We start from the raw sequence: 25,238 nt of genomic DNA, 5'->3' as shown, positions 1-25,238 counted from the left end.
TGGTATTAATGCTGTTGGCCGATAATTATCAAAATAATCTCCAAGAAAGTCAACGTTTAGCAGCAGAAATCAAGCAACTACAAGAGGATTTACAAAAAAGCGGCGATATTATTGAGGGTCAATGGTCGGATTTAGCGCAAAAAACTCGTGAATTTGAAGAACAGGAGCGAGAATGGCGGGATGCTAATCTGGCATTATTGCGTTTAAAAACTCAGGTACAACAGTATGAAACCTTCCTGCAACCCGTGCAGGATCATCTCGATCAAATCCGTCAACAACTAGAAACTATCTGCCAGTGGTTGACACCTATGAAATCTAATGGTAGCGCCTATCATTACGCTATTAACAGTTAGGCTTAATTGGGGTCTGCAGCAAAAAGTTTTTCGTGGGGGCAGGCTTCGGCGTGAGCTTTTGTCGAACGCTCAGTCGGGCCGTGGTCAATTGTGGCATCCCTCTTGGCCATGGTGGCGGCAATGGTGATCGCTTTTTAGATAAAAAAAACTGATTGATGGGGTTAAAGTCCGGCAAAATTGGCAATCAATGCCGAGGAAAGATATCGATAGAATGCTGGTGACAGGGGCAGAAATTGCGATCGCATTGATCGGGGAAATTAAAGCATGAGTATTAGTGTAACGGGTCGGGTAAAAAGAATCGAAATAGGCACAGGAACTTGGGCATTAATTGCCGATAACGGTCAAACCTACGAATTAATGGAACCGCCCGCCGAATTAACCCAAACAAAGGCAAAAGTGACAGTCATCGGTCAAATTCGCTCAGATGTGATGACTATGGCCATGATCGGGCCGGTTTTACAAGTGACCTCCTTTCAATCCCTGCCATGAAGCCGCAAAATCCTGTTTAAAAACGGGTAAAAACCACTTTTTAAGCCTGTAATCTCGAAAAATTGCCGTAATTGTCCCTCAGCTATCCCAGAAAGAAAAATTGTCAAGAATACCCTAATGTTTGATTTTTTCGGGAATAATCTCGAAATTTTGAAGAATCATACTACAATGGACAGCAACTTGGTCTTAGGAACATCGGCATAACCTAAACCGATCTGTCTGATTGGTTTAACTCGTAGTTACCTAAGTTGGCGTGAGGAGAGGACTGAATGAATTTGCGCGATAATGCTTTAACGATTCTGCAAGAAACGAGTCGAACTTTTTATATTCCCATAAGTCGTTTACCGGATCGTCTGCTCGAGGCAGTAGCCTCAGCTTATCTCTGTATGAGGGCGATCGATGAAGTAGAAGACCATCCCGACCTAGATAACTTCAGTAAATCTCAGATATTAAGACAAATTAGTCTGAATTTACAAGCAGGTACCGAAAATTCTACCGAAGAGAACTTTGCTTTTGGCTTAGTCCATCGGGAGATTTTGCCGGAAGTAACCCTGAGAATTGGCGAATGGGCTATGTTAGCACCGGATTCGATCGCCCCCCGGATCTGGGATGCCACGGCGGCCATGGCCGATCGCATGGCCTACTGGGCTGGGAATAACTGGGATATTCGCACAGAAGTGGAATTAGATCAATATACCTTTAGTGTGGCCGGTGCCGTGGGTTTATTGCTGTCTGACCTCTGGAATTGGTACGATGGCACCGAAACTAATCGCAGTTATGCCATCGGTTTTGGCCGGGGTTTACAAGCGGTTAATATTGCCCGCAACCATGGGGAGGATCGGCGCCGGGGGGTAAGTTTTCTGCCCCAGGGTTGGACAATTACTGATATTCATAATTATGCCCGTCGTAATCTGAAATTAGCCGATTATTACACTCAATCGCTGCCGAAAGGGCCAGCCCTTGATTTTTGTAAGATTCCCCTCGCTTTAGCCCATGGCACTCTCGAAGTCCTAGCTTTAGGGAAGGAAAAACTCAGCCGCAGCGATGTTATCGCTTTGGTACAACAAATTACCCGTTAGAGGAAATCACAATTAAAATTGCCCACGATCGCTCTTCCAAAGTCAGGAATCACAAGCGTGGGCAAAAAACCGGTGAAGTTCAGTAACTTAGAACAAACCGAGAGTTAAAGATGTATCGATGGGGAAAGTGGCACCAATACCTAACCAAATCGTGACCACAGTACCGAATAGGAAGATAGCGGTGGCGACGGGACGACGGAAAGGATTTTGGAATTTATTGACGCTTTCAATAAAAGGAACTAACATCAAGCCTAGGGGAACGCCGGCCATGCAAGCGATACCCAAGAGTTTGTTAGGAAGAATACGGAGAATTTGGAAAACGGGATAAAGATACCACTCTGGCAGAATTTCTAAGGGAGTAGCGAAAGGATCGGCAGGTTCACCGATCATGGTGGGATCCATAATCGCTAAACCGGTGCAGAGTCCGATCGTACCGAAGATAACCACCGGGAAGACATAGAGCAGATCGTTAGGCCAAGCGGGTTCACCGTAGTAGTTGTGACCCATCCCTTTAGCCAACTTAGCGCGCAGAGCGGGATCGCTGAGATCGGGCTTTTTTAATGTGGACATGGATAATGTCTCCTAAAAATGATTTCGGATCGACAGAGATATTTTTCTGAATTATAGAGGCCCAGAAATGCCTTGTTTACGGATCATCAAGAAATGTAGCAACATGAAGACCGCGATCGACCAGGGTAGTACAAAAGTATGTAAGCTGTAGAAACGGGTTAAAGTTGCTTGACCGACGCTTTCGCTACCGCGCATCAGGGTGACGAGTTGATCACCGACGACGGGAATAGCAGCAGGTACACCGGAAACAATTTTAACCGCCCAGTAACCCACCTGATCCCAGGGTAAGGAGTAACCGGTGACACCGAAGCTAACGGTGATCACGGCCAGGACAACCCCAGTGACCCAGGTTAATTCCCGAGGTTTTTTGAAGCCACCGGTCAGGTAAACGCGGAAAACGTGCAGGATCATCATTAAGACCATCATACTGGCAGACCAGCGATGGATAGAACGAATTAACCAACCAAAGTTAACTTCGTTCATGATGTACTGTACCGAGGAGAGGGCCTCTGCTACGGTGGGTTTGTAGTAGAAGGTCATGGCGAAACCAGTGGCAAACTGGATCACGAAGCACACAAGGGTGATACCACCCAGACAGTAGAAGATATTGACGTGGGGGGGAACGTATTTGGTGCTGATATCATCAGCGATCCCTTGAATTTCTAAGCGTTCCTCAAACCATTGATAGGCTTTAGAATCCGTTACTTGTTTGGTAAACATCGCGTAACCAGTAAGAAAAATGAAAGATTTAAGGTGTGACCTTTAAAAAATGTAACACAGTTTTCAGGTCTAATTCTCGCTCCGGTCAGGTTTCTCCACCGGTGGGGATCGATTGGCGATCGCCAGCCCCGAAAAACGTAACTTCCTAAAATTTCCCTTAAAATGTCTCCTAGACTACAAAAAATCAGGCCAATTGTCCGACACTGGGAATAGGTAAGGTATGAAATGAGGTCAGCGTGCTATTAAATACCTACGATCCCGAAGGCTTCTACGACGAACTATTCTTAGATGATGGTCAACCTCGTCCCCACTCGTCCCCTTTAATCAAATGGTTGCAGAATCTGCCGCCCCAAGAACTTCAACAACACCGGGAAACCGCTCAGTCGGCCCTGTTTGAATTGGGGGTGACTTTCAATGTCTATAGCGACAATCAAGGGGTGGAAAAAATCTTTCCTTTTGATATTATTCCCCGAATTGTCTCGGCTGAGGACTGGGATTATTTAGAAAGAGGACTGAAACAACGCATCAAAGCTCTCAATCTTTTTCTCTCCGATATCTACAATGACCAGTTAATCATTAAAGATGGCATTATTCCCCCCGAATTAATCGCCTCGGCGACGGGATTTCTGAAACCCTGTCTGGGACTGAAACCCGCCGGAGGTATCTGGTGTCACATCACGGGAACCGATTTAGTCCGCGATAAAGATGGTCAATGGTATGTTTTAGAGGATAATTTGCGGGTTCCTTCTGGTATTTCCTATGTCCTGGAAAATCGTCGGGTAATGAAAAGCACCTTCCCCGATATTTTCCAGACAATGAATGTTAAACCGGTGGATGATTATCCTTCCCATCTGTTGGAAACTCTCCTTAATTTAGCACCGCCCCAATTACCTAATCCCACCGTAGTAGTTTTAACCCCCGGAACCTATAATTCTGCCTACTTTGAACATTCTTTTATCGCCCAACAAATGGGGGTAGAACTGGTGGAAGGACGTGATTTAGTCGTCTTTGATGGTTATCTACAAATGAAAACCACCAAGGGATTAAGACGGGTAGATGTGGTCTATCGTCGCCTCGATGATGACTTTTTAGATCCGGCGGTTTTTCGTCCCGATTCGATGTTAGGTGTACCCGGATTATTAAAAGTTTTTCAGGAAGGCCGCGTCGCTTTAGCTAATGCCCCGGGTACGGGAGTCGCAGATGATAAGGTTATTTATGCTTTTGTCCCGGATATGATTCGTTATTATCTGGGAGAAGAAGCGATTTTAAATAACGTTCCCACCTATCTTTGTTGGCGAGAAAAGGACTTAGATTATGTCTTAAATAATCTCGATAAATTAGTTGTAAAAGCTGCCAATGAGTCGGGAGGTTATGGGATGTTAGTCGGTTCTCAATCCACCCCCGAACAAAGGGCAGAATTTGCCCCGCGCATTGCCGCTAATCCCCGCAATTATATCGCTCAACCGGTGTTAAGTCTTTCTCGGGTTCCCACTTTAATTGACACGGAAGTTGAAGGTCGTCATGTGGATTTACGTCCCTATATTCTCCATCGTGGCGATGAAATTTATGTGCATCCCGGGGGGTTAACTCGCGTAGCTTTGAAAAAGGGTTCTTTAGTGGTTAATTCTTCTCAAGGTGGTGGCAGTAAAGATACTTGGGTTTTAACCAAGTAATCAGGACAATAATCAAAATTTTGGTGGGTTAGTAACCCACCCTACCCTTTTCTTTTTCCTTTTCACTTTTTCCCAGTTAATTATGCTTAGTAGAGTTGCTGATTCAATTTATTGGTTAAATCGCTATATTGAACGGGCAGAAAATGTCGCCCGGTTTATGGATGTTAATCTTAATTTAATGTTAGATGTACCTACCAGCGTTTTGCAACAGTGGGAACCTTTGGTTTTAACCACGGGAGATTTAGAACAATTCAAGAAACGTTACGGCACAGCCACCGCAGAAAATGTGATCAATTTCTTGACATTTGACACGGAATATAGTAACTCAATTATCTCTTGTTTGCGCTGGGCCAGAGAAAATGCTCGGTCAGTTCGCGAGATTATTTCTTCGGAAATGTGGGAACAGGTTAATGGTTTTTTCTTGATGGTAAAAGATGCTTCCTCTTACCATCCTCAAACTACTTTACCGAACTTTTTTACCCAAGTTAAATTGGCTAGTCACCGTTTTGCGGGGGTGATGGATGCGACGATGACTCATAATGAAGGTTGGCATTTTGGCGTTATGGGAAGATTACAGGAACGCGCCGATAAAACCGCCAGAATTCTTGATGTTAAATACTATTATCTCTTACCTTCCGCCCAATGGGTAGGAACTTCTCTAGACCAAATTCAATGGATTGCTTTACTGCGGTCGGTGAGTGCCTACGAAATGTATCGTAAATGTCAACGACGGATTACTCCTAGTGACGTGGCCGAATTTTTAATTCTTAATCGAGAATTTCCTCGTTCAATTCACTTTTGTCTGCGGGAATTAGACCACTGTTTGCATCAAGTTACTGGTACTCCTGTAGGAACTTGGGGCAATTCGGTAGAAAGAAGTTTAGGGCGACTTTGTGCCGAAATGAGTTATCTAACCATCGAGGATGTTATTGAAATGGGATTGCATGAATTCCTAGACCATATTCAAAAAAGAGTTAATGATGTGGGAACAAAAATGACAGAAACTTTCTTTGTTTTCAATCCCGAACTTGCCTCACCTCTGGCAGTAAATAACTTTCAATATCAATCCCAATTAACAACTTAATGCGTTATCACATTCGGCATCAAACTAATTATTTGTATAATCAACCCGTGATTTTATCACCCCATCTGCTGCGCTTGCGACCAAAATCCGATGGTGGGCAAACTTTGCGAGAGTTCACGCTCAAAATTAACCCAGAACCTTTAACGATAACTAATATTATCGACCTCGATGGCAATTCTTGTTTACAAATTTGGTTTAATCAACCGACGGAAGAATTATTGATTGATGTGGTGAGTGAAGTGGAAACCCATGGGGTTAATCCTTTCCAGTATTTATTGGAACCTTGGGCGACCTGTTTACCCTTTGATTATCCTATTTCCCTCCACAGTCAATTACAACCCTACAGACAATTTTATGGGTTAGCTAATGACCCCGATGTGGCAGCATTAGCCCAAGAAATTATGCAGGAAACCGAAGGACAGGTGCTATCTTTCCTGTTTAATCTTAATGACAAAATTTACCGAAATTGTCAGCAAATTATTCGTATTACCGGGGAACCCTATCTACCCGGAAACACTTGGAAAAATAAGCAGGGTTCCTGTCGCGATTTTGTGGTTTTATTTATGGATGTGTGTCGCTGTGTGGGATTGGCTTCCCGTTTTGTCAGTGGCTATCAAGAAGGAGATTTAGACCAAGAAGAAAGACATTTACACGCTTGGGTAGAGGTGTATTTGCCGGGGGGCGGCTGGAAAGGTTATGATCCTACCCATGGATTAGCGGTGAGTGACCGTCATATTAGCCTCGTTTCTAGCCCAATTCCCCGTTATTGCGCGCCAGTAGAGGGAAATGCTCGACCGGTTAATCTCGGTCATCAAGTGATAGAATCTCAGCTATCATCGACAATTGCGCTTGATTTGTTATCTTGAGGATGATTCTTTATTGGAGTTACTAATATGTTAGAAATGGCGCAAGTTTGGACTAAAAAAAAGTGCGGCAAGTCGATGCTATAGCCCTAACTAGAACTGCGCTAAAGCGCAACTACAAACCTATCAGAAGCCTAATATTCCCAAAATTATCGGTAAGGCTTTTTGACAGGCTTGGGCAAGTTTGCTGGCAGGTTCCAAAGCTTTAGCAATTGTTTCAAGAAAATTAACCGCTCGTTGGGCTTTCTTTTGCAATCCGGCATCATCAGGATTTTGACTAGCTTGGGCAATCTTTTTCACTTGATTGGCGGCTTCGGCTTTTTCTTCTTCATCTAAATGGCTGTCAATTTCAATCGCCTGGGTTACTTCTTGCAGTAAAGCTTTAAGTTGGGCATTTTCTGGGGAAGCATCGGCTGCAATTTGGTTAATGGTATTAGTTACATCGCCGATGATTTCGCCGAAATTGACGGCGGAATTATTAATATCGCGGATGGTAATATTTTGGGAACTGTCGTTACTGTGGCTCATGGCTTTTGCCTCTACATGGATGGGACGGTTGGCGAGGGTTTTGGTAATTTCCATCATATCAACACTTTGTTGGCGATAGATGGCAATTTCCGTATCTTTGGCGGTGAGTTGTGCCTTATATTGGGCTTCGATGGCTGCGAGTTGTAGTTGATAATTTTGGTTAAATTCTTGATGAATTTTCTCTTTATCAGTGTCGGACGGTACATGGACTTTTACCACTATCACGCCATCTCCTTTATTGGCAATGCTCTGCACCTGAAGCGGCGTATTTTCATTCTGCACTTGCACTTCTTTTAAGGCGGCGATGAAAGCTTTCCAATCTACCCCATTGCGGAAAATCAGGTCAACGGTGTCGAACATTTCGGCAAATAATTTAGTAAATTCGCCCGGTTGAAATTCGCCACTGCTGGGGCGGCGCTCTTTCTGCCCATTAAGCAAGTAAATATACTGACAGTCCACCTCATCCAGTTGGGTAGTAGCATCAATATTCCAATTTTCCACGCAAGCACCCGTCAGAGTAGCATGGCGCAAATCGGCATTGACGGCGTTGACTTCGGTGAGGTTTGCCCCCGCAAGGTTGGCGTATTGCAAGCTGGCTTCACTGATATCGGCGAGGCGCAAGTTGGCAGCTTGCAGGTTTGCCCCCTCCAGGTATGCCCCCCGTAAATCGGCTTGGGCAAAGTCTTTTCCGCTTCCGGTGCGGGAATCAATCAAAAATTCTCTAACCCGGGGATTGGCTAATAAGGTATTGTCGGGGCGGGCTAATTCCAATTTAATTGCTTGTTTAAAAATTGTTTTATTCAAGATTGCCTGATTAAAATTGGTACTTTTTAAGGTGGCTCCTGTAAAATCTGTTGCGGTTAAATTGGCTTGAAAAAAGGATGTGCCACCAATAGCAGCAAAGGCTATCACAATTTTACGCAACCAAGGATCGCGGTGTTCTTGTTTAAGGGTCAGCCAACCGAGCCAACAGTAAAATAGCGTCAAGGCTACGCCGAAGGCTATGACTGGGGCTATTGGGGCTGGGGCTACGCCGAAGGCTATGACTGGGGCTACGGAGAAGGCTATGGCTATGGCTACGACTACGGAGAAGGCTTCGGTTGCGGCTTCGGCTATGGCTAGGGCAAAGGCTACGGTTAAAACTCCGACGAAGACTCCGACTCCGGCTAAGCCTACGGCTACAATTCCGACTTTGACTCCGACGAAGACTCCGACTGAGGCGAAGGCTCCTGCTCCGGCGAAGGCTCCTGCTACGGTCAAAATATTTTTGCGCCAAGCGATGTGGAAAGTGGAGATGAGAAAGATTAAGCTAGACCAACCAATCAATTGAGTTTCTCGATTGGTTGGAGCAAAAATTAAGCTCACCATATAACCGACGAAGGCGGAAAAAAAACTCGAAACCACAGTTAACACCAAAGCCAACCCCAACAAAATCACCAGCCACCGCTTCTGCAATCCCGCCTTCGCCCAGGTAAACTTCACCCCCGTCAAATTCGCCCGACTAAAATTTGCCCCGCGTATATCACAACCACTGAAATCCGCCCCTGTTAAGTCCGCACCGCGAAAGTTACCGCCCCGCAAGGATTCCCCCCGGAAATCCCGTCGCCCGTTTTTGTACTGTTCAATAACTGCTGCTGCCTTCATCGCCTACGAAATTGCCATACTATGCCCTCAATCTTACTGCAATTTAGAAAGCGGGTTTCCTGAGAGAATCCGATTGACACTCCCACCCCAGCGCTTCGGGATTCTTGGTTCAACGAGTCCACATTCAAAAACCTGGCATTTTTATGGGCAATCGCGTCAGGTTCCACACCTCACGTTCTAGAATATATCTGGATTTCCCCCATAGATATCTACTACAATAGCCGAAAAACCCTATCTATCAATGGATACACCCATTAACCTTTCTTAATCTACTAAGTAATTTTCTATGGAGAGTTAAATTATGTCGTCAACTGCCTACGAAACTGATTATAATCAATGGCTAAAAGAGACGGTAAAACAGTTACGAGAGCGCAATTTTGAGCAGGTAGATTGGGATAATTTAATTGAAGAAATCGAGAGTATGGGAAAAAGTGATAGACGAGCTTTAATGAGTCTGTTAACCCGTCTTATCGAACATCTTTTAAAGCTGGCTTATTGGCAAGAAGAAAAAAAACGGTCAGGTAATCATTGGGCGGCAGCAATAGTCAATTTTCGCGCCCAAATTCAGCATCGTTTAGAAGATAGTCCCAGCTTACGGCCAGAATTAGCGGCTATGTATGATAAAGTTTATCCAGTGGCGATTAAATCAGTTTCTCAGCTTTTTTCCCTCAATTCAGACGCTCATATATCCCTCGAACAAACATTAGATGATAATTGGTTTCCCCCGGCTGAAAAATAGTTCTTAATTAGGAGTAATACTAAAGCTGAATAAATGTGAAATATAAACGAGATAAGGGTTTTAGTGTCCTGTTTCGCTCCCACAGGTGCAAGATTTTGAGAGAATCGTGGTTCAAAACCTTGGGTCTTCATCGGCCCGCGTCCTGTAGGGGCGAAGCATTCGGGCAATAACCTATGGTGAAACCGTAGATTTTCTATCCGAATGCTTCGCCCCTACTTTTTGCCGCAAACCCTAATCAGTTTTTAATAACCAGATTTATACTAAATCCGTTGAGTAACGCACATAAAACGGGTTTTTCGGAGAAACCCGTTTTCTACTCATGCAAAAGGCAAAAGGGAGAATAAATAATCAGTCTTTAATAACCAGATTTAGTATAATTTGCATAGTCAACAGCTTACCCACGACTATAAAATTAGCATCCATCTGGCGGGGGGTATTACCCTAGTTAATACCCCCTATTTTTGGTCAGGTATAGTGTTAAGCTTCTCCTGTGATTGATAAACCCTCTACCCAAACGTAGGGACAAACACCACTGGGAGTAATAACTGCTTCCGGTTCCAGATAAACAATCGATTTCAGCAGTGTTAAAATATCCCCGGCTACGGTAGCGGAATCGATGCTAACGCGCTCATTTTTGTTCACTAACCAACCGTCAAAGGGCAAAGAGAAGGAACCTTGTAGAGAATTAACTCCCGCATGAAGTGCCTGTAAACTATCAATTAAAACCACATTTTCTGCTGTTTCCAAAGAATAGCTTTTTGGTTGATTAGCACTAGCAAAAACGTGATAAAAATGGGGACTAACCGTTACTTTTGACCCAATGTTACCGTTGCCAGTCGGTTCTGTATTCATCCGTTTAGCGGTAATCGTGCTATGGAGAAAATTACTCAAAATCCCCTCTTTAATTAATTCCACACGACGGGTAGGAGTGCCTTCACTATCAAAAGTTTCTGCGGAAACATTAGCTGGATGGAGGGCATCATCACACAAATTTAAGGCAGTAGCGGCGATTTGTGTTCCCAAAGATTCAGGAGTAGAAAGACTCTGTTTATCAAGGACATTTTGGGCATTAAACAGATTAGAAAATGCTCCCATTAGACTCAAAAAGGCGCGGGGGGCAAAAACCACTAAATATTTACCCGTGGTAATCGGTTGATAGTCCAGATGGCTAACAGTTTTGGTAATCGCTTCCTCGATGCAACCATCGATATCTAATTTTTCCAGGCCCGGACTAACCCGAAAAGCACCAGCGCTGCGGGGTTTTTTGCCTTCCTGTTCGGTTTTGGTGTATAAATACACGCTGGCATAACTACGCGCTTCCTGACGCATTGCCCCGTCGCTATTGAGATAAAAACGTCTGACCTGCTGTTGTCCCAAACCATTATAGGGAACACTGGCAATAGCCGGATGGGCTGCTAGTAGGGATTTTTCGGCGGCTAATAACTTATCGATGAGAGTGGATACTGGTGCTTGATTAGACATTTCGCTGGCCACTTCTGTGGTGGGTGCGGTGGCAGCGGGACTAAAATCGGGGACATTTTCCTTAACGCCAAAAACGCTGGCTTCCTGAGCGGTTTTTAGGGCTAATTGCAGTCCCACCGGGTCCACATCGGTGGTGGAGGTGACACCGACTTGATTATCCTGATTCCAGACGCGAACGATAACGCTGGAACGATTGGAAGCTTGTACCTGTTTCGGTTCCCCTTGAAACACATCCACATCGGTTTCATCGACAGAAGAACCATAGATGTCGTATTTAGCAATTCCTAAAGCTTGGGCGCTAGAATTAGCGATTTGGGCGATATCTTCAACTTTTGGCATAGATTTTTTTGGGTGTTGGAGGATTTTTCAGTTATCAGTAAACAGTAATCAGTAATCAGTGAAAAGAAAGCTCAGAACTTGCCACTTAACAGTGTCCACTGAAAACTCAAATCTGATAACTGATAGCGGTCAGCCGTAAGCTGGATAAGTAGGGAGGCACAATTATTTGTAGGATGGGTTAGCGGTAGCGTAAACCATGCGGGCGTTGGGTTTCATGCTTCAACCCAACCTACGTTCTGAAAACTGAAAACTGATAACTGATAACTGATAACTGATAACTGATAACTGAAGAGAGATTGGGCCAAGTGGTGACAATAAAGACGATAACGGCAGCCGTGGCCAGCATAGCTTTGGCAACGTGACCGATAACCGTACCGACGACGATACCGACACAGACTTTTAGGGATTGTTGCAAACGGGGGGTTAATTCCAAATCGCGACGATAGGCGTATTCTCCCAAAAAAGCCCCCACCACAGGACCGACAAATAGACCGATAATCGGGCCGCCAATGGGTAAAGCGGGTAAAAGCCCGAATATTCCCGCTAATAAACCCACTACTAGACCGATTTGACTCCAATTGCTCGCCCCAACTTTTTGGGCGCCGAGATAACTAGCGAGGAATTCCACCCCCAGACTGAGGAGAAGGATAACAAAGGCCACGGTTAAAGCGACCCCCATCCCCGCAAATTTGGTGACAAAACCCCACACCAGCATGGCGATTAAAATCAAACTCATGCCGGGGATAGCGGGCAGCAGTTCGCCAATTATCCCCACTATCATGATGGCAATGAGGAAATAGTAGAGAATTACTAAAGTCATGATTAACGACCGCCAACGGTAATAGAATCTACTTTTAAATGGGGTTGACCAACGGTGACATAAACGCTGCCACTGACAGAACCGCAAAAACCCGCCGCTAGACCTAAATCTTGGGAACACATAGAGATTTTATTCATAATCTCCTTGGCTGAACCGATTAAAGTCGCGCCTTTCAGGGGTTTAGTCAGGTTGCCATTTTCGATAAGATAGGCCTCCTCGACGGCGAAATTAAATTCACCGGTCGCCCCCACACTACCACCGCCCATTTTTTTGCAATAAATGCCTTTATCGATGGAATTAAAGAGATTATCGAGGGTATATTCCCCAGGGGCGATGTAGGTATTCCGCATCCGACTAGCGGCCGCATAGGTGTAGTTTTGACGGCGACCGCTACCCGTGCGCGGATGGCCGGTTTTAATTGAACCGGTGCGATCGGCAATGAAGTTTTTTAGGATACCATTTTCAATTAGGAGAGTACGCTGGGCCGGCATTCCCTCATCGTCCATATCGATAGTACCGAAAGCTTTATCGGATAATCCCTCGTCCCAAGCCGTCAGGTTGTCGTGGGCGATTTTTTCGCCTTTTTTATCGAGAAAGGGTGTGGTTTTTTGCTCAATTTGCGTAGTTTCTAGCAAATGACCGCAGGCTTCGTGGAAGATAACGCCGCCAAATTCATTGGCCATGACGATGGGATAACTGCCGGATTCTACATAGTCAGCGTAAAGCATTTTACCCGCCGATTCGGCCACTTCTGCCGCCGATTCCTCGGCATTCCACGTCCGCAGAAAATCGGGATTACTGGTACTACCCAACCGTTTACCAATGCTAGAACGATTAGCCCCATCGGCACAGAGGAGATTATAGCCCACCGATTGGGTGAGGCGAATATCCCGGGCAAAAGTGCCGTCACTAGCGGCAACTAAAATTTCTTGCCAATCGCGAAAATAAGCGGCGCGACGAGATTGGACGTGAGAGGCTTTCTGATTTAATTTACCGTTGGCAGCGAGGAGAATATCACCCATTTCTCCCAAAGAACTGCAATTATTGAGCCAAATATCTTTATTTTTGACCGTGGCATAATCCCGGAACATTTCCAGATTGATTTCGGGAATATACGCGTTAGGACTGGGTAGGTTTAAACCGAGAATCGATAAACCTTTTTCTAGGGCATTTTTTAAGCCTTGGAAGCTTAAATCGTTGGTACTGACATAACAATCGGCTTTCCCGCGAAAAAGGCGGATTCCTGCCCCTGTAGATAGTTTCGGTGAGAGACTGGTGATGCTGTCATCTTCGGCTAAACAACTGATATAGTTGACTCTTTCCAGGAAAAATTCGATAAAAGTCGCCCCGGCAGCCCGTCCCAGTCCCAGAAGAGTGGACAAAGGGGCCGCCCAAGAGCTATCAAAGCGCTCCAGACTAGGATTATATTTCAGGGTGGGGAGTTCTTTGGAGATGAGTAGGGTGGGTGACATAAAGCTCGTTTATCAGTTAATCTGCTGGTTTCTAGTCTAACAGTTCTCAGTTTTTTGCGTCTTGGGGCGTTAGCGCCGCCCAACCCTGCTAAATTTTTCTCATTCATATCTCTTAATAAAAACCTTGATTCGATCGCTCATCGCCCCCAAGATTAAAGAAAGAGCGACTCAGGATTAAAATAATGGCCACAGCGACACAATTCTTAAACATTTCTGACTTGACAAAAGATGATTATTGTGTATTCGGTTTAGCGATTTGTTTTCTCAAACAGGAGGGAGAATTAGAAAAAGTGGCGGTGTTAGAACCGATTCCCTCGGCAGCTCTAGAAGCAATTGTCAAAGGAATTCCCACTTCCTACGAATTTGCCCGCGCCATGGCTTTAGGAGAGGTATTTCAGGACGATAATCCTCAAATACCCAGTAATTTCCCCGATAATGCCCAATTATGCGAGAATTTTGTCGAAAGGGCGATTGCTGCAACTCGCACCTATAAAAATCAACCCCACCTACAAGGGTTAATCCCCTTGGGCGGCCAAAAAGACGATTTAAACTTTTCCCTAGAGAAAAAACGCATCTTAAATGCTGTTCATCTGGTGCGGACGGAGGATAACGTCAAACAACATTCTCACACCCATAAGGTTTTGTAATCAAGGTGAGTTCGGGTTAGGGAAATTTTGCCGTTTTCCCTGATTCCGAACTCAGGTTATGACTCTCTTGGGTTTGGCGGGTAAAATGTATTCTAAAATACAGTGATGCTAGTGAGCGACTGGAACGAACCACAAAGACACAAAGAACACAAAGATTGATCGCTTATATATTGAGTTAAACCTATCACACCAAAGAATAAGAAGACCAGATTATAGCAGTTATCTTATACCATTTTTCTAAAGTAACAGTAACGTTAGGGATGGTAATTACCCTCACCCCTAACCCCTCTCCAGTTCTGGGAGAGGGGTGTAGGATGTCTGCCACGAATAAAGAAAATGGTATTAAGGGTGAGGTGTAAAGTTGGGATTTTGAGGAGTCGGTCGTCAGGAGATGATTTTTATTTATTAAGGCAATGCTACACATAAGTTTTTGCCGACTGAATAAATATCTTCAAACAAATAATTCCATTGATGTTCTAGGTGTCTAGCAATATGGTAAGCAAGCAAAGGTGGCACAGCATTACCAATTAATTTGTAACCATCCGTAGCCGAAAGTGAATATTTTTCATCTCCCTTGTTTTGTGGACGCACAAATTCAAAATCATCGGGAAAAGTCTGTATTCTCGCACATTCCCGCACAGTTAAACGTCTCATTTTTAACCCTGCTTCTAACTCATTAACTATCTTTCCCCCTAATTCTAAAGATAATCTCCTAAATTCAATATTACCGTGATGTTCCGAGCGAATAGTCGGACCTAAACCCTGTAAATTAACCTCGATTTGTCCCTGAGTTTTTCCATAATGTTTAGCTTTTGAATAACTTTTTTGTGAGAGGTCAAATAACTCATCTTCTGGTTCTGCTAAACCTGATAATATCTGACCCACTGTACTGTAAGTTTTAAGAGGATATATTGACTCAAACAGATTTAATTGATGCTTAATAACTTTATGGGTTGAATGCGGAAAAATATCATTATTTTCTAGATGTCCTATCGCTGTCGCTTTTAAATAGGTTTTATTTAAACCGATAAAGATAATTCTTTCCCTAGTTTGGGGAATTCCATAATCGGGAGCAAAGAGAAGTTTAGGGATAACTATATATCCATCTTTACCAATGGCACTAAAATCATCTTCAATTATATCTTTAACATTGGCCAAAGAGATTAAACCTTTGACATTTTCAGCAATAAAAACTTTAGGTAAGGTTAATTCAATAACTCTCTTCATCCAATAATAGAGTTTCCCGCGATTGTCCTGAAAACTATCTTCACTCTCGTCTAGTAGTTTACCCGTGTGACTTTTGTGAGAATTAAACCCCTTTCTTTTTCCTGAAACACTAAAATCTTGACAGGGAAAACCTCCCGTTACTACATCGATATTACTGGGAAACTGAAACTCTCCTTTTTCTGCTTGTTTGACTAAATCTACAATACTCCCCAAGTGAAATACATTCTTTTTACCCCTTTTTTCAAAGTAGGGAATCCAAGCATTATGAGCAGCTTTAGTTATATCATTAGCAAAGACAGTTTCAAAAGTAGTGCGCGGTAGTTTTAGCCATGGTTCCCGTCTTTCTACTATCCAATCTCGATGAATATTTTCATTAATACAGTCTTGGTGTACCCAAAAACCTCCCTCTAATCCTAAGTCCATTCCCCCGCAGCCAGAAAATAGGGATAAAACTCGCTTTTGTTGCCTATTCATCACTATTGATTAAATGAGTAATTTAATAATATCATACTGATAATCAACTTGATCGAAAGGGATTAATTAAAGTTATTTGATTAGATATTATTAACCCATCCTGCATATCTTCAGAGTAAAGAATACTAGCATCGGATGCTAAGGCACTAGCTACAATTAAACTATCCCAAAAAGAAAAACTGTATTGAGTACGAAGATTAGAAGCGGATTCAAGAATTGTTAAGTTAAATTCTACCACTCGACAACGATTGTAAAGCTCTCGATTGATAGAGCTAATCCTCTCTTCCTGAAAATTAGCTTTTCTAAGCAAATTAACGGAGATTTCATTAATAACTTGAGTGCTAATAATCAAGTTTGATTCTTCAGTAATAGAAGTGGCAATAATGCGCTTTCTTTCTCTTTCCAAAACTTCTATTCGTTGATCCTCAAAGAACCGATAAAGCCAAATGTTAGTATCAATAAAGCTGGTTAACATTTTTATTTACGATTGGCGATTATAAATTTCATCACGAGAGAGAAATCCAGAGACTTTAACGGGATTTTCGGTTAAATCATCGATAATTTCCTGATTTTTGAGTTCTGAATTCGTTCTAGTCGTCGTTTGTTTGATCACAATAACTTGAACTTCGCTGTCTTCCCTCAAGTCCTGTTGGTATTCTTCGGGAATTTCGATAATACCTTGTTTGATTTTGGCTTTAAATTCCACTGCATTTAACATATTGTTGCTCTCGATCGACTGTCTATAGGATTAATTATAACAAACCTTGGTTAATCCCAACAGTTCCTTCGGAGCAAAAGTCCGCAGATTGGCATTAAAACTATTCTTTATTACTGGGTGAGCGCATCTCAAACGCTATTGATAATTGGCCGATTTTGTGATAGACCTGCCTATAGGAATGTCAAGTGATAATAGGCAATCAGAATAGTGACAAACTCGACCTATTTAGTCGATTGTTACTTAACAATTGAGACGGCAAATTCTACTCAAATATGCCTGAATCGTGGGCAAGCAACTCACACAAAGTTAATTTTACCAAGGATTGTTAAGATGCGCTTACGGGAGCATCTCATTTATGCAAGTGAGTAATTATACTTATCTATAAAACTGGTTTCTAGCAAGGCTTTCAAAATAGCTTGACATAAAAACCTGATTTAGGGGTTACAAAGGTGAGATGCTCCCTGCGCTTACCCTGTACCCCGAATAGGGTATTCTATGAAGATAGATCAGGCAGTGGTGCAATTCAGACTTGAATTAGCGCAACTCTTACATGAGAGTGAGATAATAGAAATATGTACCCCAGAATAATCCTGTAGATGGCATTACCTCGTTATCAAGTCACCCTTCAAGATCAATCTGGTTCTATTGGACAAGCTGAATTAACAGAAGCAACTCAAGATGATATGCCCTCATTAAAACGAGGAGAGTGCGAATTCTATTGGGAGTCTTTCTGGGAAAAAGCCGATTTTCAGTATCAGGCAATAGTTAAACTGACACTTAATGGAAAGTGTTTAGGTTTAGTTCATTTTTCGGCATTTAACGACTCTGTCGAAGATATTGAAGAACTTAAAAATAAGTCTCCAGAGTATATATTCATCGATTATCTAGAGAGAATTGATAAACAGACATCTTACAAGCCAGTGGGATTATGGTTAATCTGGTATGTAGTCAATATGGCATTGTCGCTATGTACTGGGGATTGTCATGAAACTTTGATTTTGCTGCACTCTCTCTCAGAGGCGATCCCCTATTATGAAAAGCAGGTTATGATGGAGGGTATCAATTGGGTAACACTAGCACCAGGAGAGGAAGGCTATGCTTTCAGGTTTACTAAACAAGGGGCAAAACAGTTTTGCGACAGAATCCAACAGCGATACAGCCCAGCAAAATTCTTTGAATGAAAAATATTTATCTGAAGATGCAAGTGACGTTATAAAAGCTGGCTCTAAATCTTACATGAATTATCGAGAACGGGCTGAATGGTTGAAAAAGTTAAAACAGCCGAAACAGGAAAACTAGGGTTAACTGTGATCTTTCAATATAAAATTCCCCTGAAAAAGGGGAATTTTATTTATCTTGTCTGATGGGATTATTTAGGGCTTCCAGTAATATTCAGCAAACCCTATATACTGGTCATCATTCATGCCATCGCTAAAAGCGAGGGAAGAATGCTGACACTAAGTTAAAATTGCGGTAACGCACCATAAATTCTTATGCTTGGTTTTTGTCATTTTAATGGGCGGAGTCGGACTCGAACCGACATGAGGGGCTGCCTCGCCACATTTTGAGTGTGGTGCGTCTACCAATTTCGCCATTCGCCCTTGGCCTTAGCTTTATCATTATAACCCATTTTTGAACCCTTTAACAAATTGTGATAATCGGGGGAACTGGCCCAACGATCGATTTCTCGCGCGCGCAGGACGGGGAGGGGATGGGTTAACTGTTGGGTTTGCAAACCCTTTAACATTTCGCCCATTTCCGAGGTGCTGACGGCATCGTAGGACTTGGCCTGATCGATAAAAGCCTCTAAATTTAATAAAGGTGCCAGACTGGGGGAACCTCCGGCTAACTTCATTAACACCGACATGACGATTTTGGGGTCTTGAACTGCCAATAAAGCCGCTCGATCGCAGCTAAACTCGGCGCAGCGCACCCATGCTAACATTCTCTCCTGTAGGGATCGTGCTAACATTGTCCCCCAATTGGGCAGCAATCCCGCCGCTAGGACCATAATATTGGCTAAAGTCAGATAAACGCCGTGTTCACATTTGAGATGACCTAATTCGTGGGCGATTACCGCTTGAATTTCTGCGGGAGTCAGCATTTCAATTAGGGAAGTGTGCATCACCATAAACGGTTTTTTGCCGCGCATGGCGAAGGTATAGGCGTTAGGAACGGGGTTTTGTTGAATGTATAATTGAGGTGGTTCTAAGTCGAGAACTCGGCAAGCTTCTAGGAGTAGATTATGCAGGTCGGGTAATTGTTTTTCCCCCACCAAAACACTAGCAGCAATATTATTTAGGTAAAAGAATTCCTCAGCGACGGAACCTAACAAACTTCTCACGGCTATATCTAAACCGGGCAACTGTTTAAGGGAGTTAGTCGCCTCTAGGTCGATGGGATGCCGAAAATCATTGGCTTTTAAGCCTAGTAATAACTGTTTTGATAATTCCATATTCTTATTCATTTAACCAAACTTTAACGCGTTCTAAACTTTTCCAATCGGGTTTTCTAGCTAAACCATCGGCGATATTTTCATCCACTTCTTGGCGAACTTCTTTGTTTAAACTAATTAATTGTTGCACCAGTTCGATATGTTCCCTAACTCCAGCGGTTTTGGTTTCTAACATAGCCAAAACCAAATTGATCCGGTTTTGGGGGGAAACTTTATCGAGTTTTACGGCTTTTTGGGCGGCTTTTAGGGCTAATTCCGGTTTATCGGTGAGCATATATAACCAAGCCAAACAGGACCAAACGGCGGCATTTTTAGGACTGCGATCGCTTAATTCTTTAAATTCGGGCAATAAACTGGCGGCACTTTCTCCCTGTTGGTAGCGTTCTAAACCTTGTTCGAGGGTAAAATTGGCGGTTTCTGTCATTTTCAGTTGCGGGGTTAATCAAGGAGCAAATCTAACGGTGATCGGCGTATTACACTGTTTTAGTACAATTTGCCTTTATTTAGTATTCTAGCAAAATTTGTCCCCTTGTCAGCAAAATTTTAAAAAACGATGCCCCGTTCTCGCCAGATCATCAATAGGCCACTCATCGAAACGAATAACATCACTGCTTGTTTAAATTGTTGGGGACTCATTTTTTCTAAAACTTTTTGTCCTAACCAATTGCCCGGCCAGGCCGCTAATCCTAATAATAAACCGTAACCAAGAAAAGGCAGATGTAAAACTCCAAAAGCTGCGTAGGCGATTAATTTGGCCACATGAACTACTACCATGTGAACGGATTTCGTTGCCACCATTGGCTCTTTAACTAGCCCATAGTTAATATAAAACAGGTTCATCATCGGGCCGGTACTGCCGACTAATCCCGACAGGAAAGCGTAGATAAATCCCGAGGGCATAAAATACCAAGTTTTAATCTCAAAAAAACGATTTTCTTCTTGGGGAAATAATTGTTTAAGCGAGGATAAAACTAGAAAAATTCCCAAAACTAGCGGCAACCATTTGAATTGTAAATGGGCAAAGACAAAAGCACCGAGGGTAGATCCCATAATTGCCCCAGGTAAATACCACACCGTCGAGGGCCAGTCAATGGCGCGCCAATACATTCCCATGCGTTGGACGTTACCGAGTAGCATCCCCGTGGTTAAAACTGGAGGAATGACGGCAGCATCGAGAAACCAACCTAAAACGGGGAGTAGAATCAGGGGGCTGCCCCCACCAGCAAGGGTACTAAAAAACCAAGCTAGACTACCTGCCAACATCAAGGTAACAATGATCATCGAATTGTCAAGTTAAGTTAAAAAGATCTACTTAATCTATTATGATATCTTCTTTGGGGTCTTCATCGGTATAATGCCATTCCACATTGGGCATAGCCTCGAAAGCTTGCCGGACGTAATCCTCCCAGAGTTTCCGCATTTTGGCTAGGTAGGGGTCTCCCAGACGCAATTGTAACTTATGACGTAGGCTTAGGCTATTCGCTTCATACATACTCAAATAGATGGGCGGTCCGACGGAAATATTCGATTTCATGGTCGAATCGATGGAAAGTAAGGCACATTTAGCCATTTCCTCTAGGGGTGTATCATAGGTAATGGTGCGATCGAGAATCGGTTTACCGTATTTAGTTTCACCTATCTGTAAAAAGGGCGTTTCTTTGGTGGCTTGAATATGATTTCCTTGGGGATAAATCATGAATAATTGCGGTTCTTCTCCTTTAATTTGTCCCCCAAGAATAAACTTACATTTAAAATCAATATTATCTTGTTCTAGCCAAGTTCTTTCCCTAGCTTGTACTTGACGACTTTTATCACCGATATAGTGGGCGATATCGTAGAGATGAGTCAGAGAATGGAGATTTTTATCCTCTTGATTGTGCAGATCTCTTTTTAGTTCGTGAATCACTCCTTGGCTAATCGATAAATTCCCCGATGTACAGACCATAATTACTCTTTCTCCCGATACCGAAAAGTCAAATAATTTCCGATAGGCCGAGATATAATCGACTCCCGCATTCGTGCGAGAATCCGCCCCCATAACAATGCCAAAACGATTGATAATTCCTAAACAGTAAGTCATTTTAAATTATAAATTATGAATTATGAATTATGAATTGGGAAGTGGGGAGATGAGAGTGCCAGAGTTGGGATAAAAAAGCTAAATTCTGACGACCAACGACTGATAACTGATAACTGAATTAAGCCATAACCATACCACCATCGACGTTAAAGACTTGACCGGTGATATAAATAGCGGCGGGATCGGCGGCTAAAAAACGCACCATTCCAGCGACTTCTTCCGGTTTTCCATAACGGGAGAGGGGGATATATTTGAGAATTTCATCTGCTTTGAGGTCATGAGTCATATCAGTTTCAATAAAGCCGGGGGCCACGGCATTAACAGTGATGCCTCGACTGGCAAATTCTTTGGCTAAAGTTTTCGTTAAACCGATAACACCGGCTTTAGCGGCGCTGTAATTAGATTGACCCGGATTACCCATCAAACCGGATACAGAAGTGATGTTAATTATGCGGCCGCTTTTCTGTTTTAACATCAATTTACTGACGGCGCGAGTGCAGAGAAAAACCCCGGTTAAATTGAGATCGATGACCGCTTGCCAGTCTTCTAATTTCATTCTTAACATTAGCGTATCCCGGGCAATACCGGCATTATTAACTAAGACATCAATATGACCGAATTTTTCCTTGGTACTATCTACTAAATTATCCACTTCTTCGCTTTTAGCCACATCTGCTTGTAGAGCTATTGCCTTTCCCCCAGCTGCGGTAATTTCTTCAACAACGGCATCGGCAGCACTGCTAGATTTAGCATAGTTCACCACTACAGTAGCACCCTGGCTGGCTAATTCCAAGGCGATCGCTTTACCGATCCCTCGCGAGGCCCCAGTTACTATGGCTACTTTGTCTTGTAAATGCTGGCATTCTGCGGGTAATAGTTTCATAATTTTCTGCATTCCCCAAATAATCGTCAAATCTCAAGAGAAAACTTTGTACTGATAACTTTGCTCAAAACACTTCATTATCTCACAAGCGGGCCAATCTGACCGCAGCAATGCTCAAGTGTGATCGCTCTGTCCCCACTTTCCTCTATAGTATCAGGGAGAATTGGCTGCCACTAATTGATCGAGTTGTTGCTGCATCAAATAACAGACTTTCTCATAACATTCGCGTACATAACGGCGGTCCCGGGCCGCTTTTTTGCCGTAACGTTCAAAAATAATTGGGGGACAAACCCGGGTATGTATCGGTACGGGTAAGGGAATATTCGGCAAGGGACCGATAGCTAGTCCCCAGGGTAAACCGAAATAGATGGGACAGGTTCCGGGGTCAATACCGAAGGGCCAAGGCATACCCTTTTTATGCAATTCTTTTAATTGAGGATAAATATCGTCGAGGACAAACAGAGTCGAGTGAGCGCCGTGGGAAATGGCGGGAATAATCGGCACTTCGTACTGTAAAGCTAGTTTAACAAAAGCTAGATTACCGGCAAAATGAATTTTATTTCTTAAACTGTGGGGACGGAAAACATCCGTAGCACCTCCTGGATAAATTAGGACACTAGCGCCACTATTTAAAGCAGCGATCGCCATTTTGGGATGAGCATGAATAGCTCCCATTTGGGCCACTAGATGCGCTTGGGATGGAAAAACTCGCCAGACTCGCGAATCCATCAAACCATAGACTAAGCGATCGCTGCCAAAGCGCTGAAACCAATCATACATCATCATAAACATATCGGGGGCCGCTAAACCGCCGTTATGGGAGCCGATGAATAATACCTGTCCTGAGGGGGGAATATTTTCCCAACCATCGGTTTTAACCCGAAAATAATGGTGATAAAACCAATCCAGAAGGGGGACAAATTTTTCGATCACTTGCGGATCGCGATCCTCTAATGACCAACCCGTGAGGGTATCAACAGGGGCCTTGGCCGCTTGTAGGGATAATTCGGCAAAAGTGGCCGTGGATGAGACAAAAGAGCTAAAAATCTGCATTGATGGCCAGTGGATAATTTAATCGCATCTTATTATCGCAAATTTCGGTTAAAAAACCCGCCATTTAAGAACGGCTTTCCTTGATCAATAATACAGCACTTAAGAACTTGCAAGGGCGCACCTCCCACAGAAGAAATAAAATAACTAGGGGATTAAAGAGCATCTTTCCCATCTGATTTAGGATCACCAGCTTGTCCATATCTGCGACTAGAAACGACTCTAAGACCGATAGTCTCTCAGCTAGGGAAAGGATGTTTCCATTCAATTAATTTCTAAGCGCGAGTAGAGAGATTTTTTGGCGTGGTTGAAGGAATAGAGGACGGTTTACGCAATCCCCTCGCCTTCGGTTTCTACCTTTGAAAGGGGAGGTAGGGGGGATACCTAAGAAGTTATTTTTCAATTCTTGATTAGGAGCTATAAACCCAATTTTTCCGTAGGTTAAGTTTTTAGTTTTTACATAAAGAAACATTTTCATTGATGCCGGTTTTCCCCGTTAATATCCAGCCTTCTTGTGGTGATTTTATGACCACCCAGTTCAGATTATCATTGGTGGTAAAGATGATTAAAGGAAATGATTCTCCTTGAACAATTTGGCCACTTTTAACGATGCCTAAAGGACGAGAATTAGTGGTAGAGTCTTCATAAATTATTAAGCCATTTTTCACGGAACTATTAACGCGCAAGCAAGGAATATTTCCTAAAGAGGTGTTATAGGCAGTAACAGTATTAGTGCCTTTGAATTGACCATTTATCCAACAGCCATATTGTATTTTTCCCGAACCTATTTGATTGATGTCATTATCTAATCTCCACCAGTAGGTTTCTTGTTGTTTCTTCTCTGCATTGGGGGTGTCAACTTCGCCAAAACATAATTGCTGTAATTCTAGTCCTGCTCCTAAGTCCATATTGGAGAAACCGAAATCTATCTTTGCATCGGTTAATTTATCCCAACGTTGCCATAGTGTCCAGCCTGTTTGGGGTTGATTATTGGAACCATTCGGATCGCCTATTTCTGCTTGTGTCTTTATGGAGAAAAGGTTGATCAAGCTATAAATTGTTAAACTGAGTAAGCTGGTTTTTAAAATGTTTGACATTCTCATCTTGAATTATTGTTTAGAGGAGTAATAGAAAGTAATGATCAAGCAGGATTTGGAGAATAAACCCCTAGTAAGGGGAAAGAACAGAGCAAAAACCGAGAGCGAAAGATAATTGTTTAAGAAGTAACACCCCAGAGGGTTGCTTCTCCCACGGGATTTCCCTTCATCCTTGATGCTTTATCTGCTCTGAATACAATTTAATCTGGTATCAGCAGAAGTCCCATCACTAAAAGCGAGGGACTTCTGCTAACACTCATTTAAATGCAGTAAGAGCGTATTGCCTCAAACCAGAGGATGTCACAGCACTATACTGGTGACAGGTAAACTATACACTCCAGCGACCGCCAATTGAAAGTCGCTGACTGCATCGCCGTTGGTATCCCCGCAAAGGATACCGCCGTCAAAGCGCAGTTGTCCCGCTTGACCTGAAAAATCCGAGGCACCAATAAACGTGAAACTCTGATTACCAGCGTTGAGGGAGTTGGCATCGATGGCAGAGATGTCAATATAGCGCAGTTGTCCCGCTTGACCTGAAAAATCCGAGGCACCAATAAACGTGAAACTCTGATTACCATCGTTGAGGGAGTTGGCATCGATGCCAGAGATGTCAATAGTATCAAGACCAGTATTGAAATCGAGGATTTTGTCTTGGTTTGCGCCTTGACCGATTTCATCAAAGGTGTTGAAGATAAAACGGTCCCGACCTTCACCTCCCGTTAGTTGATCTGACCCTAATCCTCCGATAAGAA

25 protein-coding genes, 1 tRNA gene and 1 pseudogene are annotated in these 25,238 nt (G+C 43.2%); 9 read left to right on the top strand and 18 right to left on the bottom strand.

The window, feature by feature from the left end:
* From MICAI_RS12410 to MICAI_RS12400, 3 genes and pseudogenes are all read left to right on the top strand, one after another.
* Positions 1-353, top strand: a pseudogene (locus MICAI_RS12410) (hypothetical protein); the annotation flags it as partial.
* Positions 354-617: 264 nt separating this feature from the next.
* On the top strand, positions 618-842 hold the full coding sequence (locus MICAI_RS12405) for a hypothetical protein (RefSeq protein ID WP_008202331.1): 225 nt from the start codon (positions 618-620) through the stop codon (positions 840-842).
* Positions 843-1,111: 269 nt separating this feature from the next.
* Entirely contained in the window at positions 1,112-1,921 is an 810-nt protein-coding gene (locus tag MICAI_RS12400) for a squalene/phytoene synthase family protein (protein ID WP_008202329.1), read from the top strand.
* 87 nt (positions 1,922-2,008) lie between these two features.
* Here MICAI_RS12400 and petD read toward each other — a convergent pair whose 3' ends face one another.
* Entirely contained in the window at positions 2,009-2,491 is a 483-nt protein-coding gene (gene petD, locus MICAI_RS12395) for a cytochrome b6-f complex subunit IV (protein WP_004267928.1), read from the bottom strand.
* 51 nt (positions 2,492-2,542) lie between these two features.
* Positions 2,543-3,211, bottom strand: coding sequence for a cytochrome b6 (gene petB, locus MICAI_RS12390; RefSeq protein WP_002738970.1), 669 nt, complete (start codon positions 3,209-3,211; stop codon positions 2,543-2,545).
* Between the two features lie 236 nt (positions 3,212-3,447).
* Between petB and MICAI_RS12385 the strand changes: the two genes are divergently transcribed.
* The 3 genes from MICAI_RS12385 to MICAI_RS12375 all read left to right on the top strand — a co-directional run bounded on the left by MICAI_RS12385 (position 3,448) and on the right by MICAI_RS12375 (position 6,834).
* Positions 3,448-4,884, top strand: a complete 1,437-nt coding sequence (locus MICAI_RS12385; protein ID WP_008202320.1) for a circularly permuted type 2 ATP-grasp protein — start codon at positions 3,448-3,450, stop codon at positions 4,882-4,884.
* A gap of 82 nt (positions 4,885-4,966) precedes the next feature.
* A complete protein-coding gene (locus MICAI_RS12380) occupies positions 4,967-5,968 on the top strand; it encodes an alpha-E domain-containing protein (protein WP_008202318.1) in 1,002 nt (333 codons plus the stop codon).
* On the top strand, positions 5,968-6,834 hold the full coding sequence (locus tag MICAI_RS12375; protein WP_008202316.1) for a transglutaminase family protein: 867 nt from the start codon (positions 5,968-5,970) through the stop codon (positions 6,832-6,834). The genes MICAI_RS12380 and MICAI_RS12375 overlap by 1 nt, the downstream gene beginning before the upstream one ends.
* Positions 6,835-6,957: 123 nt before the next feature.
* Here the strand turns inward: MICAI_RS12375 and MICAI_RS12370 are convergent, their stop codons facing one another.
* Positions 6,958-9,003, bottom strand: coding sequence for a pentapeptide repeat-containing protein (locus MICAI_RS12370; protein ID WP_008202314.1), 2,046 nt, complete (start codon positions 9,001-9,003; stop codon positions 6,958-6,960).
* A gap of 301 nt (positions 9,004-9,304) precedes the next feature.
* Here MICAI_RS12370 and MICAI_RS12365 point away from each other — a divergent pair, with 301 nt between their 5' ends.
* On the top strand, positions 9,305-9,742 hold the full coding sequence (locus tag MICAI_RS12365; protein ID WP_008202312.1) for a DUF29 domain-containing protein: 438 nt from the start codon (positions 9,305-9,307) through the stop codon (positions 9,740-9,742).
* A 477-nt stretch (positions 9,743-10,219) separates the two neighbouring features.
* Here the strand turns inward: MICAI_RS12365 and MICAI_RS12360 are convergent, their stop codons facing one another.
* The 3 genes from MICAI_RS12360 to MICAI_RS12350 form a co-directional block, all read right to left on the bottom strand.
* Entirely contained in the window at positions 10,220-11,563 is a 1,344-nt protein-coding gene (locus tag MICAI_RS12360; protein WP_008202309.1) for a TldD/PmbA family protein, read from the bottom strand.
* A gap of 229 nt (positions 11,564-11,792) precedes the next feature.
* The gene (locus MICAI_RS12355) at positions 11,793-12,383 is read right to left on the bottom strand and encodes a DUF456 domain-containing protein (protein ID WP_008202306.1); all 591 of its coding nucleotides are present in this window, start codon (positions 12,381-12,383) and stop codon (positions 11,793-11,795) included.
* Between the two features lie 2 nt (positions 12,384-12,385).
* On the bottom strand, positions 12,386-13,855 hold the full coding sequence (locus tag MICAI_RS12350; RefSeq protein ID WP_008202303.1) for a TldD/PmbA family protein: 1,470 nt from the start codon (positions 13,853-13,855) through the stop codon (positions 12,386-12,388).
* Positions 13,856-14,037: 182 nt separating this feature from the next.
* Between MICAI_RS12350 and MICAI_RS12345 the strand changes: the two genes are divergently transcribed.
* Positions 14,038-14,502, top strand: a complete 465-nt coding sequence (locus MICAI_RS12345; protein WP_008202299.1) for a hypothetical protein — start codon at positions 14,038-14,040, stop codon at positions 14,500-14,502.
* Between the two features lie 405 nt (positions 14,503-14,907).
* Here the strand turns inward: MICAI_RS12345 and MICAI_RS12340 are convergent, their stop codons facing one another.
* Genes MICAI_RS12340 through MICAI_RS25880 form a run of 3 tightly spaced genes read right to left on the bottom strand, consistent with a single transcriptional unit; the run spans position 14,908 to position 16,921 of the window.
* Positions 14,908-16,203, bottom strand: coding sequence for a DNA cytosine methyltransferase (locus tag MICAI_RS12340; RefSeq protein WP_008202295.1), 1,296 nt, complete (start codon positions 16,201-16,203; stop codon positions 14,908-14,910).
* A 43-nt stretch (positions 16,204-16,246) separates the two neighbouring features.
* Positions 16,247-16,678 (bottom strand): PIN domain-containing protein, encoded by a 432-nt coding sequence (locus MICAI_RS25885; RefSeq protein ID WP_008202293.1) that lies wholly within the window; start codon positions 16,676-16,678, stop codon positions 16,247-16,249.
* A gap of 6 nt (positions 16,679-16,684) precedes the next feature.
* Positions 16,685-16,921, bottom strand: coding sequence for a hypothetical protein (locus MICAI_RS25880; RefSeq protein ID WP_008202290.1), 237 nt, complete (start codon positions 16,919-16,921; stop codon positions 16,685-16,687).
* A 596-nt stretch (positions 16,922-17,517) separates the two neighbouring features.
* Between MICAI_RS25880 and MICAI_RS12325 the strand changes: the two genes are divergently transcribed.
* Positions 17,518-18,102, top strand: a complete 585-nt coding sequence (locus MICAI_RS12325) for a hypothetical protein (RefSeq protein WP_008202288.1) — start codon at positions 17,518-17,520, stop codon at positions 18,100-18,102.
* A gap of 335 nt (positions 18,103-18,437) precedes the next feature.
* Here the strand turns inward: MICAI_RS12325 and MICAI_RS12320 are convergent.
* The 9 genes from MICAI_RS12320 to MICAI_RS12285 all read right to left on the bottom strand — a co-directional run.
* Positions 18,438-18,522, bottom strand: a tRNA-Leu gene (locus MICAI_RS12320).
* The gene (locus tag MICAI_RS23840; RefSeq protein WP_008202285.1) at positions 18,501-19,388 is read right to left on the bottom strand and encodes a M48 family metallopeptidase; all 888 of its coding nucleotides are present in this window, start codon (positions 19,386-19,388) and stop codon (positions 18,501-18,503) included. Before MICAI_RS23840 ends, MICAI_RS12320 begins: the two co-directional genes overlap by 22 nt.
* Positions 19,381-19,800 carry a tetratricopeptide repeat protein gene (locus tag MICAI_RS12315; RefSeq protein WP_008202283.1) on the bottom strand — a complete coding sequence of 140 codons (420 nt, stop codon included), beginning with the start codon at positions 19,798-19,800 and terminating at the stop codon, positions 19,381-19,383. The genes MICAI_RS23840 and MICAI_RS12315 overlap by 8 nt, the downstream gene beginning before the upstream one ends.
* Positions 19,801-19,919: 119 nt before the next feature.
* The gene (locus tag MICAI_RS12310; protein ID WP_008202281.1) at positions 19,920-20,657 is read right to left on the bottom strand and encodes a sulfite exporter TauE/SafE family protein; all 738 of its coding nucleotides are present in this window, start codon (positions 20,655-20,657) and stop codon (positions 19,920-19,922) included.
* 31 nt (positions 20,658-20,688) lie between these two features.
* Positions 20,689-21,456, bottom strand: coding sequence for a proteasome-type protease (locus MICAI_RS12305; protein ID WP_008202279.1), 768 nt, complete (start codon positions 21,454-21,456; stop codon positions 20,689-20,691).
* A 118-nt stretch (positions 21,457-21,574) separates the two neighbouring features.
* Complete coding sequence (gene fabG, locus MICAI_RS12300) at positions 21,575-22,351, bottom strand: 3-oxoacyl-[acyl-carrier-protein] reductase (RefSeq protein ID WP_008202278.1); 777 nt, start codon at positions 22,349-22,351, stop codon at positions 21,575-21,577.
* A 141-nt stretch (positions 22,352-22,492) separates the two neighbouring features.
* Positions 22,493-23,392 carry a lysophospholipid acyltransferase family protein gene (locus MICAI_RS12295; RefSeq protein ID WP_008202276.1) on the bottom strand — a complete coding sequence of 300 codons (900 nt, stop codon included), beginning with the start codon at positions 23,390-23,392 and terminating at the stop codon, positions 22,493-22,495.
* Between the two features lie 446 nt (positions 23,393-23,838).
* Positions 23,839-24,486: an SH3 domain-containing protein gene (locus MICAI_RS12290; RefSeq protein WP_232306188.1), complete on the bottom strand. Its 648-nt coding sequence runs from the start codon at positions 24,484-24,486 to the stop codon at positions 23,839-23,841.
* Positions 24,487-24,786: 300 nt separating this feature from the next.
* A partial coding sequence (locus tag MICAI_RS12285; RefSeq protein WP_039900078.1) for a M10 family metallopeptidase C-terminal domain-containing protein occupies positions 24,787-25,238 on the bottom strand: 452 nt, incomplete at its 5' end.

This window comes from Microcystis sp. T1-4 (assembly GCF_000297435.1).
Classification (GTDB): Bacteria; Cyanobacteriota; Cyanobacteriia; order Cyanobacteriales; family Microcystaceae; genus Microcystis.
This window is presented reverse-complemented; position numbering and strand designations above follow the sequence as displayed.